The sequence below is a fragment of the Sphingomonas citri genome, assembly GCF_019429485.1.
In the GTDB taxonomy this organism is placed as follows: domain Bacteria; phylum Pseudomonadota; class Alphaproteobacteria; order Sphingomonadales; family Sphingomonadaceae; genus Sphingomonas; species Sphingomonas citri.
Genome location: NZ_JAHXZN010000003.1, coordinates 233,398 through 249,782, shown reverse-complemented (window position 1 = coordinate 249,782; position 16,385 = coordinate 233,398). Strand labels below are relative to the sequence as shown.

Annotated in this window: 16 protein-coding genes; 6 read left to right on the top strand and 10 right to left on the bottom strand. The window is 71.0% G+C overall.

Translation table 11 applies throughout. The annotated features are described in order from the left end of the window. Positions 1 to 15: 15 nt before the first annotated feature. Entirely contained in the window at positions 16 to 615 is a 600-nt protein-coding gene (locus tag KZ820_RS11575; RefSeq protein WP_219748765.1) for a hypothetical protein, read from the top strand. A 159-nt stretch (positions 616 to 774) separates the two neighbouring features. Here KZ820_RS11575 and KZ820_RS11570 read toward each other — a convergent pair whose 3' ends face one another. Beyond that, on the bottom strand, positions 775 to 2,385 hold the full coding sequence (locus tag KZ820_RS11570; protein ID WP_219748764.1) for an FAD-dependent oxidoreductase: 1,611 nt from the start codon (positions 2,383 to 2,385) through the stop codon (positions 775 to 777). A gap of 150 nt (positions 2,386 to 2,535) precedes the next feature. On the opposite strand from KZ820_RS11570, the gene KZ820_RS11565 reads away from it, so the two are divergent. Further along, on the top strand, positions 2,536 to 2,769 hold the full coding sequence (locus KZ820_RS11565; protein WP_219748763.1) for a hypothetical protein: 234 nt from the start codon (positions 2,536 to 2,538) through the stop codon (positions 2,767 to 2,769). A gap of 30 nt (positions 2,770 to 2,799) precedes the next feature. Here KZ820_RS11565 and KZ820_RS11560 read toward each other — a convergent pair whose 3' ends face one another. Beyond that, entirely contained in the window at positions 2,800 to 3,585 is a 786-nt protein-coding gene (locus KZ820_RS11560; protein ID WP_219748762.1) for a DUF1206 domain-containing protein, read from the bottom strand. 176 nt (positions 3,586 to 3,761) lie between these two features. Between KZ820_RS11560 and KZ820_RS11555 the strand changes: the two genes are divergently transcribed. Both KZ820_RS11555 and KZ820_RS11550 read left to right on the top strand, forming a co-directional pair. Continuing rightward, on the top strand, positions 3,762 to 6,059 hold the full coding sequence (locus KZ820_RS11555; protein ID WP_219748761.1) for a putative bifunctional diguanylate cyclase/phosphodiesterase: 2,298 nt from the start codon (positions 3,762 to 3,764) through the stop codon (positions 6,057 to 6,059). A 161-nt stretch (positions 6,060 to 6,220) separates the two neighbouring features. Beyond that, entirely contained in the window at positions 6,221 to 6,490 is a 270-nt protein-coding gene (locus KZ820_RS11550) for a hypothetical protein (protein WP_219748760.1), read from the top strand. Positions 6,491 to 6,578: 88 nt separating this feature from the next. On the opposite strand, the gene KZ820_RS11545 is transcribed toward KZ820_RS11550, so the two are convergent. The 8 genes from KZ820_RS11545 to pyrE all read right to left on the bottom strand — a co-directional run bounded on the left by KZ820_RS11545 (position 6,579) and on the right by pyrE (position 13,187). Then, a complete protein-coding gene (locus KZ820_RS11545; RefSeq protein WP_219748759.1) occupies positions 6,579 to 7,763 on the bottom strand; it encodes a glycosyltransferase in 1,185 nt (394 codons plus the stop codon). A 12-nt stretch (positions 7,764 to 7,775) separates the two neighbouring features. Beyond that, positions 7,776 to 8,318: a DUF2141 domain-containing protein gene (locus KZ820_RS11540; protein WP_219748758.1), complete on the bottom strand. Its 543-nt coding sequence runs from the start codon at positions 8,316 to 8,318 to the stop codon at positions 7,776 to 7,778. Continuing rightward, positions 8,294 to 9,271 (bottom strand): hypothetical protein, encoded by a 978-nt coding sequence (locus KZ820_RS11535; protein WP_258048101.1) that lies wholly within the window; start codon positions 9,269 to 9,271, stop codon positions 8,294 to 8,296. Before KZ820_RS11535 ends, KZ820_RS11540 begins: the two co-directional genes overlap by 25 nt. A 121-nt stretch (positions 9,272 to 9,392) precedes the next feature. Then, positions 9,393 to 10,454, bottom strand: a complete 1,062-nt coding sequence (locus tag KZ820_RS11530; protein WP_308462212.1) for an AI-2E family transporter — start codon at positions 10,452 to 10,454, stop codon at positions 9,393 to 9,395. Between the two features lie 38 nt (positions 10,455 to 10,492). After that, positions 10,493 to 11,434: a signal peptidase I gene (gene lepB / locus KZ820_RS11525; RefSeq protein ID WP_219748757.1), complete on the bottom strand. Its 942-nt coding sequence runs from the start codon at positions 11,432 to 11,434 to the stop codon at positions 10,493 to 10,495. A 4-nt stretch (positions 11,435 to 11,438) separates the two neighbouring features. Next, complete coding sequence (gene acpS / locus KZ820_RS11520) at positions 11,439 to 11,858, bottom strand: holo-ACP synthase (RefSeq protein WP_219748756.1); 420 nt, start codon at positions 11,856 to 11,858, stop codon at positions 11,439 to 11,441. 10 nt (positions 11,859 to 11,868) lie between these two features. Further along, a complete protein-coding gene (locus KZ820_RS11515) occupies positions 11,869 to 12,603 on the bottom strand; it encodes a pyridoxine 5'-phosphate synthase (RefSeq protein ID WP_219748755.1) in 735 nt (244 codons plus the stop codon). Beyond that, positions 12,603 to 13,187: an orotate phosphoribosyltransferase gene (pyrE, locus tag KZ820_RS11510; RefSeq protein ID WP_219748754.1), complete on the bottom strand. Its 585-nt coding sequence runs from the start codon at positions 13,185 to 13,187 to the stop codon at positions 12,603 to 12,605. Before pyrE ends, KZ820_RS11515 begins: the two co-directional genes overlap by 1 nt. Positions 13,188 to 13,383: 196 nt before the next feature. On the opposite strand from pyrE, the gene coxB reads away from it, so the two are divergent. Together coxB and ctaD are read left to right on the top strand one after the other, a co-directional pair. Continuing rightward, positions 13,384 to 14,622 carry a cytochrome c oxidase subunit II gene (gene coxB, locus KZ820_RS11505; protein WP_258048100.1) on the top strand — a complete coding sequence of 413 codons (1,239 nt, stop codon included), beginning with the start codon at positions 13,384 to 13,386 and terminating at the stop codon, positions 14,620 to 14,622. Between the two features lie 4 nt (positions 14,623 to 14,626). Continuing rightward, entirely contained in the window at positions 14,627 to 16,294 is a 1,668-nt protein-coding gene (gene ctaD / locus KZ820_RS11500; RefSeq protein WP_219748753.1) for a cytochrome c oxidase subunit I, read from the top strand. The last annotated feature ends 91 nt before the right edge of the window (positions 16,295 to 16,385 follow it).

Sequence of the window (16,385 nt, the reverse complement as noted above, 5' to 3'; positions counted from 1 at the left end):
CGCGATGGTGGCGCGATGGCACGCGAGACTGACAGGCGACCTGCGCCGGCGACGATGACCGGGCTGGTACGGCGCACCACGATCGAGCTGGGACCGCTGCGCATCACGCGCGAGGTGGCGCTGACCACGCTGCCCGCCTTGACCCGCCCGCGCCGGCGGCTGTGGCCGGCGCTGCTCGCCGCCGCGGCCGCGACCAGCGTCGGCGGGCTCGCGGTCGCCGCGACGAAGCTACCGCCGCGCGCGACTTATTCGGTGAGCGTGCCGGTGCCCGACCGCGTCGTCGCGGCGCCGCCGCGCGCGACCCCGGTCGCCCGCGCCGTCGACCGCGCCTCACCCGCGCCGACGGCGAAGGCGCCCGTCGTCGCGGCTACGGTGGTCGAGATGCCGTCGGAGGGGGCAAGCTCGCGCGCCGCGGCGGTGACGGCAGCGCTGCGCAGCGGCGAGATGACCGAGTGGCAGCAGCCCGGCGGCGCGTACGGCTTCGTCGTCGCGGGCGCGGCCGAGCCCGATGGCGCGCGCACCTGCCGCGCGCTCTCGGTGCTCACCCGGGGTGACGGCGGCGACCGCGTCGAGCAGCTCCGCGCCTGCCTGCCGGAAGACGGCGCCGCGGGGTGAGCGGCGCGCTGAGGTGAGTGGGCATCCCCGAAAAGCACTCACCCCGGCGAACGCCGGCGTCCCGTTGGGAACGCTGGTAGATATCACGATGGCCTTCCCACCTGGGCCCCGGCGTTCGCCGGGGCGGTATGAGAGAAAGACGCGCTCCGCCCGCCCCTCTCACTCGTTCAAATACGACCACAGTTGCGAGATCACCACCGACCCCTCGCCCACCGAGGACGCGACGCGCTTGACCGAGCCCGCGCGCACGTCCCCGACCGCATAGACGCCGGGGCACGAGGTGGCGTAGGAGCTCGCGCCTCCCGCGGCGCGCCCGGTCAGCACGAAACCCTTGTCGTCGAGCGCGACCAGTCCCTCCAGCCAGCCGGTGTTGGGCGCCGCGCCCACCATCACGAAGGTGGCACAGGTGTCGACCGTGCGCTCCGCGCCGTCCTGCCGGATCGTCACGGCCTCCAGCGCGTCGTCGCCGTGGACCGCGACCAGCTCGGCCCCATAGTCGATCGAGATCGCCGGATCCGCCTCGAGCCGGCTGGTGAGATAGTTGGACATGGAGGTGGCGAGCGAGCGCCCGCGCACCAGCAGCCGCACGTGCCGCGCCACCCGGCTGAGGTACATCGCCGCCTGCCCCGCCGAATTGCCACCGCCGATCACGATCGCCTCGGCGTCGCGGCAGAAGCGCGCCTCGTTCTCGGTCGCGGCATAATAGATGCCGCTGCCCTCGAAGTCGCCGAGCCGCTCGATCGGCAGTCGGCGGTATTGCACCCCCGTCGCCACGACGACCGCACGCGCGCGGACTCGCTGGCCGTTGTCGAAGGTGGCACAGAACTGGCCGTCGTCGAGCCGGTCGAGCGCGGCGACGCGGAGCGGCATGGCGAAGCGCGTGCCGAACTTCATCGCCTGCACCTCGCCGCGCCACACCAGGTCGGCGCCCGAGATGCCGGTGGGGAAGCCCATGTAATTCTCGATCCGGCTCGAGGTGCCCGCCTGACCGCCGATCGCGGTGTCCTCCACCACCAGTGCGCCCAGTCCCTCGGCGCCGGCATAGACCCCCGCCGCGGTGCCGGCCGGCCCCGCGCCGACCACCAGCACGTCGACCGCCTCGTCGTCGACGAACTCGCGGCTGAGCCCGAGCAGCTTGGCGACTTTCTCGGGCGTGGGATCCGCTACCACCCGGTCGCGCCCGAAGATCACCGCCGGGCGATCGGCGTCGACCGCGCAGCTCGTCGCCACCGTCGCCGCCTCGGAAGTGCCGAGCGCGTGGCTGGTATAAGGGATGCGGTTGCGCGCGGCGAACTCGGCGACGCGGCGCACGCCGCGGTCCAGCTCCTCGCCGAGCAGCACCAGCGAGCTGTCGTGCGACTCGAGCTGCCGCCGCCGCCGCGCCGCCAGCACGGTGATGATGATGTCCGACATCTCTGGCACGTGTGCCATCAGCTCGAGCATGCGCGCGCGCGGCACCTCCACCACGCGCGTGTCGCGCGCGGCGCGCATCGCCATCGACCAGCTGCCGCCGCTGAGGAAGGAGATCTCGGCCATGAACTGGGTCGGCCCCAGCGTGGAAGGCAGGTGGCGCTCACCCGTGAAGCTGTTGACCACCTCGATCTCGCCGTCTTCGACGTAGACGAAGCTCTCGACCGGGTCGCCCGGCTGGACCAGATAGGCACGCGCGGCGTAGTGGCGCTCGGCCCCGGCGGCGCGGATCGCGGCGACGTGCTCGGGGTGGAGCGGCACGCGCTGCATCTCGCGCAGGTCGCGCCCGATCGTCTCCATCGTCTGCCCTCCGCCGCCCTGGCCCCGCGACGCGCATGATGGCGGGCGCCGCGGATCGCCGCAACGGGTCGGCTGCGACAATCGCGCGACAAAGCTGCAACAAAGCGCCATCTGCGCGCATCATCCGCAGGATAGGCCCGACGCTCCCCGATGCGAGAGACCGACGTGCCCGCGCTTGCCCCCGCCTCTTCCATGATCGACTCGCTCGCGGCCGGCGCACTGCTGGACCGCGAGCTGCGCCGCGTCCGCCGCGTCGCGACCATGCTGCACGATCGCCGCTCGATCACCGAGCTCGCCGCCTATGAGCGCGAGTTGGAGGCGCAGCTGGCGCGCGCGCGGCGCGGCGTCGACCTGCTCGACGCGACGCTGCGCAAACTGGGCTGAACGCGACGCGCGCGCACGATCGAGGGCGGCTCACCGCGCCGTGGCGCGGCGCATCAGTCCGTCGACGGGCACGTCGTGGAGGCGGCGGAAGCGCGCCTCGATGAGGCCGAACAACCCGAAGCCGAATAGCCCGAGCGCCACCACCACGTCGAACGGACGCTCCAGCCAGGCGAGCACCTCCGCCATACCGGCGGCGGCGCTGGCGCGTGCCTCGATCCCGGCACGTACCAGGAACCAAGCGCTGATCAGGAAGACCGCACCGCGCGCGGCATAGCCCGCACGTCCGCTCCAGCGCGCCCATGGCTTCGACGCCACCGCGGGATCGAGGTAGCGCAGGAAGCTGCCCTTGACCGCTTTCACCAGCTGCACCGCGCCGACCGCGGCGAGCAGCGCCCCGCCCAGCATCACCAGCGCGCCCCCGCCGGGCAGCGCCAGCGCGGTGCGCGCGCCCTGCTCGGCCCCGTCGCCCGCGCGAGCGACTCCCTGGATCAGCCGCGCCGCCTGCCAGGTGAGGAACAGGTGCACCGCGCCGCTCGCCGCCGCGCCGATCCGCTCGAGCACGCCCTTGCGATCGCTGCCATGCCGCTCGATGTCGAGCACCGCGTCGGCGAGGCGCCAGATGCCGTATCCGAGCAACCCTGCCGCCATGAGGCCGAGCAACAGCCGCCCGCCGCCCTCACCCAGATAGGCCAGTGCGCCGGCGGGATCCTCGGCGCGACCGGTCCGCAGGATCAGCAGCGCGATGACGATGTACAGCGCGCCGCGCACCGCGAAGCCCAGCCGAGTGAGTGTCGTCAACCGCGCGCCCGTGTTCATCTTTGTTCCCCCGTTGTCCTCGGTCAACCAGCAGAGCCACCGCACCGTTCCCGCCCGGCAGACCCACAACGATCAAGCCAAACCGGTAGGAAAACCAGCTTCTTAGTCCTGGATCACTGACATCCGTTAACGGTTTGTCGAGGGCCGGGCGGTAAGCAACGGCGAGGAGCTGCGCAGTGCCATCACGCGATCGTCCCTCGTCCGCCCGCTTCGGTCCGCGCTTCATCGCCGCGGTGGTGGCACCCGTGTTGCTGCTCGCGCTCGGCCTCACCGGCTTCGCGGTGTCGGCGCTGCGCTCGGCCGCGGCGCAGGCGGATCGCGTCTCGATCGAGCGGCAGGAGCGCGAGGTGCGACTCGCGGTCGACGCCGCGCTCGACGAGCTGGCGCAGAGCCAGTCCGGGGTCGGCATCTGGACGCCGCTGGCGCTCGAGCTGCGCAAGGCCGCGCCCGACTGGACCTGGGTCGACGAGAATGTCGGCGTGTGGCTCAGCTATGTCTTCGCGCACGACGCCGATGCGATCCTCGCCGGCGACGGTCACCCGGTCTACCTGATGCGCGACGGCGTGCGACGCGCCCCCGCCGACTATGCCGCGCTCGCCGTCGCCGCTACGCCGCTGGTCCGCGCCGTGCGCGGCGAGGCACGTGCCTCCCCCAACCCGCACGAGCGGCTACCCGGGCGCGCGCTACCCGCCGGCTCGACCGTGCGCACCTCGCCGCGCGCGATCCACGCCACCGACCTGGTCGCGATCGGCGGCCGCCCCGCGATCATGAGCGTGATGTGGATCATCACCGAGGACCCCGGCTCGCCCGCACCGCGCGGCGGCGCCCCGCTGCTGGTGAGCGCGCGCTTTCTCGACACCAGCTTCGTCCAGCGACTGGCGCGCATCCAGCTCGTCGCCGGCGCGCGGCTGAGCGGATCGCCGCGCCACGCATCCGGCGAGCAGGCGCTGACGCTGGTGTCGAGCCGCGGCCAGCGCGTCGGATATCTGCTGTGGCGACCCGACCGGCCCGGCGCCGAGGTGTGGCGCACCATGGCGCCGAGCGCGCTCGCCGCACTGGTCGCCTTGCTGGCCACGCTCGCCGCGCTGATCGCCAGCGTCTTCAAGCTGGTGCGCAGCGACGCCCGATCGCTCGCGAGGCTCAACGCGGCGCATCTCGCGCTCCAGGCCAAAGAGGCGCAGGCGCACCACCTCGCCTTTCACGACACGCTGACCGGCCTGCCCAACCGCGCCGCCTTCAACCATGCGGGCGACCAGCTGCTCGCGCATGCGCCCGACCAGGGCGTGCGCGCGGTTCTGCTGATCGATCTCGACCGCTTCAAGCAGGTTAACGACATGCTCGGGCATCTCGGCGGTGACCAGTTGATCCAGCTGGTCGCGGCACGGCTTCAGGCGCTGGTCGACGTCGGCGATCTGGTAGCGCGGCTCGGCGGCGACGAGTTCGCGGTGCTGGTCAGCGAGCGCGCCGACGAGGCCGCCGTCGGCGCGCTCGCGGGGGCGATGGTGGCGGCACTGCGCGAGCCGTTCACCGTGCTGGGCACGCACGTCTTCATCGGCGCGAGCATCGGCATCGCCTGCCACCCGCGCTGCGGCGGCGATCGCTCCGAACTGATGCGCATGGCCGATATCGCGATGTACCGCGCCAAGGCGGAGGGCCGCGACGGCCACCGCTTCTTCACCGAGGACATGGACGAGAGCGTGAAGACGCGCCGCGCGATCGAGCACGACCTGCGCCGCGCGATCGCGACACGGCGCGAGCTGATGGTCCACTACCAGCCGCGCATGAACGCCGGCGGGAGTCGCGTGATCGGGCTGGAGGCGCTGGTGCGCTGGCATCACCCGGAACGCGGGCTGCTCGCGCCCGACGCCTTCATTCCGATCGCGGAGGAGACCGGGCTCATCCGCGAGCTCGGCGCCTGGGTCTTGCGCGACGCCTGCGCGGTGGCACGCGCCTGGCCGTCGCTGTCGATCGCGGTCAACCTCTCACCGGTGCAGTTCCGCGCCCGCGGCATCGCGGCGGAGTTGATCGAGATCGTGCGCCACGCCGGCGCGCGCCCGCAGCAGATCGAGCTGGAGGTGACCGAGAGCATCCTGCTCGACGACGACGAGGGGGTGCGCGACGCACTGGCGGCGCTGCGCCACGCCGGCTTCCGCATCGCGCTCGACGATTTCGGCACGGGTTATTCCAGCCTCGGCTATCTCAGCAAGTTCGAGGTCGACAAGATCAAGATCGACCAGAGCTTCACCCGCCGGCTGGGCGAGAGCGCCGACGCCGCCGCGATCATCCAGGCGGTGGTGCGGCTGGGCCAGGCGATGGGGCTCGCAGTCAGCGCCGAGGGGGTGGAGACGCGCGAGCAGCGCGCCTTCCTCGAACATGCCGGGTGCAACGAGCTGCAAGGCTTCCTGTTCTCCGCCGCAGTGCCGCCGGGCGCGCTCGCGGCGCTGCTCGGCGGGCGGGTGGAGGCGGCGGCATAGGTGAACCCCCTCCCTGTGCGTGGCCCCTGTACGAGGCGAGAGCGACCGGCGCAGAGGGAGTAACGCCGCCGCGCGCTGGCGGCCGACCGGTGCGACAGTGGAACAAACGGATTCGTCGGAGATTATTTTCCGCGACTTCGGATCGACCAGAGGGGAATGACATGAAGAAGCTCGTCACCGCCGTCGCCGCCTTCGGGCTGGTCTCGCTCGCCGCGTGCGATTCCACCCCGCGCGAGCAGGCCGCCGACAACATCGAGGCCAACGCCGACGCGGTCGCGGACAATCTCGAGGACATGGCCGACAACGCCACCACCGACAACGCCGAGGACGCGCTCGAGAACAAGGCCGACGCGGTGCGCGCCACCGGCGAGAACAAGGCCGACGACATGCGCACGCACGACGCCGACACCAACCTGTCGAACGGAATCTGATCCCGCAGCCGGCGCTACGCTGACCGCCGTTCGAGGGGCGTCCGGGGTGACCCGGGCGCCCCTCGCTACATCTGGTCCGCGACCGCGCTCATCCCGCCAGCCGGACGCCGCGCTTGCGCTCGATCACGCCGCGATAATGCTCGACCAGCGCCACCGCATGCTCGCGATCGCTCAGCACGGTGCGTGACGCCACCTCGGCGGCGCGACGCACCAGCCGCTGGTCGCGCGAGAACAGCGCCACGATCGCCTTGGCGCAGGCATAAGCGTCGCCGCTGCGATAGGTCTCGGCGAACGCCGGCCGCGCCACCGCCGAGGAGCCGCCGCGGTCTGGCACGATCATCGGCAGGCCGGACGCCAGGGCCTCTGACGCCACCATGCCGAACGGCTCGCTGTCGCCGCCGTGGATGAAGGCGTCCGCGCTCGCCATGATCGAGGCGAGCTGGCCGCGATGGTAGATCGGCTGGAACATGCGCACGTGCGGGCTCTCCGCGATGTGGCGCTCGAGCGTGCGCGTATCGGGGCCGAGGCCGAGCAGCATCATCCCGACCGGGATCTTGGTGCCCGCGCGACGCGCCGCGTCGATCACCATCGGCCAGCGCTTCTCGGCGTGGTGGCGGCCGATCCCGATCAGCAGGTGCGCGTCCTCGGGCAGGTCGCACTGCGCCAACATCGCCGCGCGCAGCGCCGGGCTGCGCAGCGCGGGCGAGAAATGCTCGCGCTCGATCCCCAGCGTCATCGTCGCGTCGACGCGCAGCCCGCGCGCGCGCAGCCGCTCGGTCAGCACCGGGCCATTGGTCACCACCGTGTCGAACGGCGCGAGGCAGCGCGCCATGTAGCGATCGTACCAGCCGAACACGCGCTCAATCGCGCCCTCGGAGGCGATCCTGGCGAACCAGCGCTTGGGATAGGCCTCCATATTGTCGTTGTGCATGAACCAGGCGCGGATCGCCGGCCCCTGCCACGAGGTGACGATCGCGGCCGAGCGCCACGGCGAGCAATTCTCGATCACGTCGGGCTGAAGCTGGTCGAGCAGCGCGTGGACCGGCGCCGCGTCCCAGAACAGCCCGTAGTTGGAGTCGAACGGCATGCCGGGCGACTTGACGTAATAGAGCAGCGCCCCGCCGGGCCGCTCCTCGACGCGGTCCTCCTTGCCCGGCGCGATCACGATCTGCTGGTGCCCCAGTTCGGACATGATCGCCATCTTGCGATCGAGGTACGAGCGCACCCCGCCGCCGTTGGGCGAGTAGAATTCGTTGACGTCGACGATCCGCATCGCGCGCCTCCCTCAGTCAGCGAAGCCGAAGCCGCCGAGCCCGCGCAGATACTGCATCCGGATCGTGGCACGGGTGACGCCGGGGCCGACGTCGATCAGCGAGTCGACCAGTTTGGGCTTGGCGCGACCGATCTTGTGGTTGCTCGGGAAGCCCGCGCCGTCGCTCCAGAAATTGAACTTGCGCTTGCCGTCACGGTCGTGCCCCAGGAACAAAGCGTAGCGCCCCGGGCGCGGCACGCGGATACAGATCTCGCCCGCGAGGCTCGCGGGCGGCGCCACGTCGATCCGGCGAAAGGTCTTGCCCGCCTCAAGCAGCTTCTTGTCGCCGGCGAGGAAATCCTCCTCGGTGGCGGGATACAGCTCGAGCTTGAGCGTGCCCTTGCGGTCCTTGATCCCGGACACGCTGGCGAGGATCGCAGGGCCGGGCGCGCCGGGCGCGCAGGCGGCGGCGTCCTGGCCGAGCACCTGCGCCGCGCCCGGGGCCGCGGCCAGTGCCGCCCCCGTTGCCCCCAAGGCTGCGGCGGCGAGCATCACGCCCCGCCGGTATGTCGCCATCGCTGCGTCCTTTCCCACACGTACACGACCCCAAATAGGAGCGTCAGCAGCAGATGCATCACCAAGGTTGACGCGCCCGTGAACGCCATGAGGTCCGACAGCGTGCGGTCATGCCCGATCACCAGGATCGCGAAATTGGCGAAAAGCAGGTCTTTGTTGGGCACGAGCGGCAGACGCGAGACGAGCTGGCGCCCTGCCACCAGGAACAGCCACATGCCGATCGACACGCTCGGCATCGCATAGGACCAGGCGAGCGCGATGGTCACGCAGGTCAGCGTGATGCGCAGCCAGTCGATGCCGAAGATGAACCACAGCTCCCCGCGCGACAGCGAGAAGACGCGGCTGGAGAAAGCGACCACCACCACCGGCACGGCGAGCGCGATACCGAGCGACCACAGCATCGTGCGCACCAGCTCGGGGTCGATCAGCTCATAGCCGAGCGGCAGCGCCACCGCGCCGAGCAGGATCGCGGTGAGATTGCCGACGATCCCTGAGACGATGCTGACGTCCTTCACCGCGCCGAACGGCGCCGCCACCATCTTCAGCCGCGCGCGCGCCCAGGCGTAGAAATAGGCGTCGCCCGAGTAGCCGATCAGGATGTCGTTCGCGATCCGCTTCTTGTTGAGCGCGAGGAAGGCGCCGGGCGGGACGCCCCACAAGCGACGGAAGATGACGAAGTCGCACACCGGCAGCGCGAGATAGGAGAGCAGGAAATAGACGTAGAAGCCGGGCGTCTCGGGCACGGTGCGGCGCAGCCCGGCGAGGCCGTGGTCGAGCAGCTCGTGCAGCAGCCCGACCATCATCGCCACCGTGACGGCGGCGCCGAGCAGGGAGGGCCAGCGGCGGCGCAGCGTCTGCACCGGGCGGAGCGCGACCAGCGGCGCGTCCGCGGGCGCGGCGCGGTCGGCGGTGCTGGTGGGGGCTCGCTCGGTAAGGGGCTCGTCGGCGCGCAATCTTCTGGTCCTGTCCCGCGCGCTAGCGGGGATCGACGGCGTCTAGCAGCGCGCCGCGGCACGCGCCAGCGAGCGCCGCGGCGCCACTGTCCCGCGCGCGATCAGGCGCCCCGGGCGCGGCTCAGGCCGAGTCGCCCGCCCCGTCACGATCGTCGTCGAGCCGCTCGGAGCGGCGTTCCATCGCGGTCTTCACCATCGCGGTCATCGGGTCGGCCAGCGCAAGCCCGAGGATGCCGAACAGCGCGCTCGCCAGGATCTGCGTGCCCAGCGTAAGCGCGGGCGGCAGGTCGACGGTGCGCTTCGCCACCATCGGGATCACGACATAGCCGTCGAAGGTCTGCACCACGACATAGACGACGATCGCCAGCACGCCGACATGCGCCCCCGCCGAGAAGCCCACCGCCACCATCAGCGCGCCCGAGATGAACGCCCCGATATTGGGGATGAAGGCGAGCAGCCCGGTGAGGATGCCGAGGATCAGCGCCATCGGCACCCCGACGAGCCACAGCGCGATCGCGGTGAGCACCCCCTCGAACGCCATGCCGAGCAGCCGCCCCGCCAGCAGCCGCCGCAGCGTGCGCCCCATGCGGTTGACGGTGAGCGCGAACTCCGCGCGATCCGCCTCGGGCACCATCCATTGCAGCCCGCGGTCGTACACGCGCGGGTCCATCGCCACGAACAGCCCGATGACCATGATCATGAACAAGGTGGTGAGCGCCCCCACCGCGGTGCCGACCCAGCTCGTCACGCGCCCGACCGAGGAGAGCGCCTGCCGCGAGAGGCCACTGAGATCGGAGGCGCCGGGCATCAGCCCCTGCGCGCTGAGCCAGCCGGTGACCCGCATCGCCTGGGTCTCGACCGTGCTGCGCAGCTGCGTCACCTGCTCGCTGATCTGCACGCCGGCAAGATAGAAGGTGCCGAGCAGGAAGGCGATCGTCAGCAGGCAGACGATCAGCAGCCGCCAGCCGCGCCCGATCGGCAGCACGCGCCCGAGCAGCCGCACCCCGCCGTCGAGCAGCGCGGCGAAGACCAGGCCGGCGAAGATGATCAGCAGCGGCTGGACCAGCAGCACCACCAGCGCGATCGCGCAGGCCATGCCGAGCCACACCGCCGCACGGCGGATCTCGTCGCGTGTCGCGGGATCGCGCACCTCGTGCGGGCTCGCGCCCGGTGTCACCTTCACCCGCTCGCCGCGGCGATCGAGCGGCGGAGTGGCGTCGCTCACCGGACGCGCTCGGGATGGAGCGACGTGCCGGCGCGGCCGCCGCGCAGCGCGTGCGGCCAGGTCAGCGGATTCCACGTCGCCTCGCCGTCGACCGAGAAGGTGATGAACTCGGCGCGACCGCCCAGGTTCTCATACGGCACCGGGCCACCCAGCCCGCGCTCGAACCCGCCCAGCGCGAAGCGGCTGTCGGCCGAGCGGTCGCGATTGTCGCCCATCAGGAAGACACGGTTGGCCGGGATCTTGATAGGGCCGTAATTGTCGCCGGGGCTGTCGGGCTCGAGATCGACGGTGTCGTAGCGGCGGCCGTTGGGCAGCGTCTCGGTGACGATCGGCAGTCGGCACACGATCGCGCCGTCGGCGCGGGCGACGCGTGCGCCGGGATATTGCGCCGGGTCGCAGGTGGCGTTGGCGTCCACCGGCAGCTCGCGGTAATGTTTCTCGCCGCGCTGCACCGCCACGCCGTTGAGGAACACCACGCCGCCGCGCACCGCCAGCGTGTCGCCGGGCAGGCCGATCACGCGCTTGATATAGTCGCTGCTCTGCCCCGGCGGCGTGACGATGACGACGTCGCCGCGCTCGGGCAGCTTGCCCCAGACGCGCCCGTGCAGGAAGGGCAGCTGCACCGACCAGCCGTCGACCGGGCGGTGCAAGACGAGGTCCTCGACGATCGCGACCGGGTTGGGGATGGTTGGCGAGACGAACGACCAGCCATAGGCATATTTGGAGACGACCAGCCGGTCCCCCACCATCAGTCCCGGCAGCATCGACTCGCTCGGAATGTAGAAGGGCTTGGCGATGAAGCTGTGAAAGCCGAGCACGGCGAGCACCAGCCCGACCAGCCCCTTCACCTCGCCCCACCAGTCGAAGCGGCTGCGCGGCGGCGTATCGGCGCGGCGCTCCAGCGGGGGCTCGCCGCTCAAGCTGATCTCATCGGCCATGGCGTCACGCCGCTCCCTTGCTCTCGACCGGCACCGCCTCGATGATCACGAAGGCCTGTGCCCAGGGGTGATCGTCGGTCAGCGTCAGATGGACGCGGGCGACGTGGCCCTCGGGTATCATCGCGTCAAGCCGTTCCTTGGCGCCGCCGGTCAGCGCCAGCGTCGGCGCGCCCGAGCGCGCGTTGACCACGCCGATGTCCTTCATGAACACGCCCGCCTTGAAGCCGGTGCCGACCGCCTTGGAGAAGGCCTCCTTGGCGGCGAAGCGCTTGGCATAGGTGCCCGCGCGGGTGAGCGGGCGCCGGGCGGCCTTGGCGCGCTCGACCTCGGTGAACACGCGCGCCTCGAACCGCTCGCCGAAGCGATCGAGCGAGGCCTGGATCCGCTCGATGTTGCAAAGGTCCGAGCCGAGGCCGACGATCACCAGATCCTCCTCACCGCGCGCTCTCCATCGCGTCGCGCATGCGGCGGACGCTCGCGTCGAGACCGACGAAGATCGCCTCGCCCACGAGGAAGTGCCCGATGTTGAGCTCGCGCAGCTGCGGGATCGCCGCGATCGGCGCGACATTGTCGTAGGTCAGCCCGTGGCCGGCATGGACCTCGATGCCGTTCTTCGCCGCCAGCGCCGCCGCGTCCGCCAGCCGGCGCAGCTCGTCGGCGCGCGCCGCGCCGTCCAGCTCGGCGTAGCGCCCGGTGTGGAGCTCCACCACCGGCGCACCGAGCTGGAGCGCGGCCTCGATCTGACGCGGGTCGGGCTCGATGAACAGCGACACGCGCACGCCCGCCTCGCGCAGCGCGGCGACGATCGGCGCCAGCGCCGCGCGCTGCCCGGCGGCGTCGAGCCCGCCCTCGGTGGTGCGCTCCTCGCGCTTCTCGGGGACGATGCAGGCGGCGTGCGGCCGGTGGCGCAGCGCGATCGCGAGCATCTCGGACGTGGCCGCCATCTCGAGGTTGAGCGGGATCGCCAGACCCGCGGACAGCCGCGCGATATCGTCGTCGGTGATATGGCGCCGGTCCTCGCGCAGATGCGCGGTGATGCCGTCCGCCCCCGCCTCGGCCGCCAGCAGCGCGGCGCGGACGGGGTCGGGGAAAACACCGCCGCGCGCGTTGCGGACGGTTGCGACGTGATCGATGTTGACCCCGAGCCGCAGCGACGACGAGGGCGCCATCACGCGGCGGCCCGGCTGCCCGGCTTGATCGCCGGGATCGCGGCCAGCTCCGGCGGCAGCGAGTCGGCCGCGTAGGTCGGCACGTCGAGCCGGATCAGCGGGAAGAAGGGCACGCCGATGTCGGCCTGGCCGTTCGAGCGGTCGACCAGTGCGGCACCCGCGACGACTCGCCCGCCCGCCGCCGTGATCGCGGCGATCGCCTCGCGGCTGGAGAGACCGGTGGTGACCACGTCCTCCATCATCAGCACCTCCTGCGCGGGGGCGAGTCGAAAGCCGCGGCGCAGCTCGAACGTGCCGGTCGGCCGCTCGACGAACATCGCCTCGACGCCGAGCGCGCGCGCCATCTCGTGCCCCGCGATCACCCCGCCCATGGCGGGGGCGACCACCGCGCTGATGCGCTGCCGCAGCTCGGCAGGGATACGCGCGGCCAATGCCTCGGCCAGCCGCGCGCCGCGACGCGGGTCCATCAGCACGCGCGCGCACTGTAGATAGCGCGGGCTGCGCAGCCCCGAGGAGAGGATGAAATGTCCCTCGAGCAGCGCGTCGGCGGCGCGGAACTCGGCCAGCACCTCGTCGTCGGTCATCGTCGCGTCACGCTCCTCCACGGCCACCCGCGCGGCATAGGAGCGGGCGCGCCCGCGCGCAACGCGCCCGCCCGCGAAAACCGCCGTCGCGCGCAGGGCCTTGAGGCGAGGGGTCGGTCTGCTATACGCCTAAGCAGGAGGGGCAGGTTTGCCCGGCCCGCTGACGCGTGCGCCAGAGAGGGGTTTAGAACACAACATGCTGACAACCGGGTTCAAGGCAGGTTTCGGGGCAGGTCGCCGGGGCGCGCTGACAGGAATGATGCTCGCGGCCGGGCTCGCGCTGGCGGGCGTCGCCGGCGGGGCCTCCGCGCAGGCGGCCGCGCCGAGCGCCGGCCCCGCGACGAGCGCCACCGCGGCGCCGAGCGGGCTGCGTCCCGCCGACGCCAACCAGGGCCAGGCCGGCGGCACCGTGCAGAAGGCCGACGCCGCCCCCGCCGCCCCCGCGCTGGCGATGGACGGCGCCCCCGCGATGGACGCGCGGGTCGTCAGCACCGGCCCGAAGATCGGCCAGCCGGTCGACGGCGTGATCCACATCCAGCCGCAGGTCACCAAGAATGGCCTGCGCGCGCACTGGTTTCACGACCGCATCCTATTCCCGCTGATCACGATCATCTCGCTGTTCGTGCTGGCGCTGCTGGTGTTCGTGGTGATCCGCTTCCGCGCCAGCCGCAACCCGACTCCGTCGAAGACCAGCCACAACACCGCGATCGAAGTGGTGTGGACGCTCGCGCCGGTGCTGATCCTGGTGGCGATCGCGGTGCCCTCGATCGGGCTGCTCCAGGCGCAGTTCCGCCCCGCACCGGCTGGTGCGGTGACGCTGAAGGCGATCGGCAACCAGTGGTTCTGGAGCTACCAGTATCCGGACCATGGCGGGATCGAGATCACCGCCAACATGCTCAAGGAAGGCAATCAGGTCGCCGCGGGCGAGCGCGCGCGCAGCGACGCCGACGGGCCGCGCCTGCTCGCCACCGACAATCGCGTCGTGCTGCCGGTCGGCGTCCCGATCCGGCTGATCACCACCGCCAACGACGTGATCCACAGCTGGGCGGTCCCCGCCTTCTGGATCAAGCTCGACGCGATCCCGGGCCGCCTCAACGAGACCAGCTTCACCATCGACAAGCCCGGCCTCTACTTCGGCCAGTGCTCCGAGCTGTGCGGCGCGCGCCACGCCTTCATGCCGATCGCGGTGGAGGCGGTGCCGCCGGCGCAGTTCGCCGCCTGGGTGCGCGCCAAGGGCGGCTCGATGCCGGCCGCGGGCAAGCCCTCCGACAAGGTGATCCCGCAGCCCGGCGCCGACGGCTCGGCCGCGGTGATGGACGAGGCCGCGATGAGCAACGCGCTCACCGGCCCGACCGAGAACGGCACCGACACTCCCACCCCTTCCCCGCAGGGCGCGACCGGCAACCCCGGTGGCGTCGGCGAAGCCGGACGCTAAGACGATGACCGACACCGCGCTCCACCCGTCCGCCTTCCAGGCGCACGATCACGGCCACCATGACGCGCACGCCGACCACAAGCCCGGCTTCTTCGCGCGCTGGTTCATGTCCACCAACCACAAGGACATCGGCACGCTCTACCTGATCTTCGCGATCTGCGCGGGGATCATCGGCGGTGCGATCTCGGGGCTGATGCGGGCCGAGCTGATGCACCCGGGCATCCAGTATCTGCCCAAGTGGGTGGCGATGCTGCACGGCGGCACCGAGCAGAGCTTCGACCAGGCGCTCCACCTGTGGAACGTCCTGGTCACCGCGCACGGCCTCATCATGGTGTTCTTCATGGTGATGCCGGCGATGATCGGCGGCTTCGGCAACTGGTTCGTACCGATCATGATCGGCGCGCCGGACATGGCCTTCCCGCGGATGAACAACATCAGCTTCTGGCTGCTGATCCCGGCGTTCACCCTGCTGCTGGCCTCGCCCTTCTTCGGCGGCGCGGGCACCGGCTGGACCGTCTATGCCCCGCTCTCCACCTATGGCGAGCCGGGGCCGTCGGTCGACATGGCGATCCTGTCGCTCCACCTCGCCGGCGTCAGCTCGATCCTCGGCGCGATCAACTTCATCACCACGATCTTCAACATGCGCGCGCCGGGCATGACGCTGCACAAGATGCCGCTGTTCGCCTGGTCGGTGCTGGTCACCGCCTTCCTGCTGCTGCTGGCGCTGCCGGTGCTCGCCGCGGCGATCACGATGCTGCTGACCGACCGCAACTTCGGCACCACCTTCTACGACCCCGCCGGCGGCGGTGATCCGGTGCTGTACCAGCATCTGTTCTGGTTCTTCGGCCACCCCGAAGTCTACATCATGATCCTGCCGGGCTTCGGCATCATCAGCCACATCGTCGCCACCTTCAGCCGCAAGCCCGTGTTCGGCTACCTCGGCATGGCCTATGCCATGGTCGCGATCGGCGTGGTCGGCTTCGTGGTGTGGGCGCACCACATGTTCACCACGGGCATGAGCGTCAACGTGAAGATGTACTTCACCGCGGCGACGATGGTGATCGCGGTGCCGACCGGCATCAAGATCTTCTCCTGGATCGCGACGATGTGGGGCGGCTCGCTGCGCTTCCCGACTCCGATGGTCTGGGCGATCGGCTTCATCTTCATGTTCACCGTCGGCGGCGTGACCGGCGTGGTGCTCGCCAACGGCGGCGTCGACGACTACATGCAGGACACCTATTACGTGGTGGCGCACTTCCACTACGTGCTGAGCCTCGGCGCGGTGTTCTCGCTCTTCGCCGGCTTCTATTACTGGTTCCCGAAGATGACCGGGCGGATGTACTCGGAGCTGCTCGGCCAGCTGCACTTCTGGGTGTTCTTCGTCGGCGTGAACGTGATGTTCTTCCCGATGCACTTCCTCGGCCTGCAGGGCATGCCGCGGCGCTACCCGGACTATCCCGACGCCTTCGCGCACTGGAACCAGGTGGCGACGGTCGGCTACATGATCATGGCGTCGGGAATGGTGATCTTCTTCGTCAACGTCGTCTGGTCGATGCTGGCGGGCAAGAAGGCGCCCGACAATCCCTGGGGCGCGGGTGCCACCACGCTGGAATGGACGCTGTCGAGCCCTCCGCCGTTCCACCAGTTCGAGACGCTGCCCAAGATCGACTGATCGGGCGCTCGCTCGTGAGACTGGCCGGCGCCGCGTCCACCGACGCGGCGCCGGTTCGCGTTTCGGGGGGCCATTGATGGCTTTAGAGAGG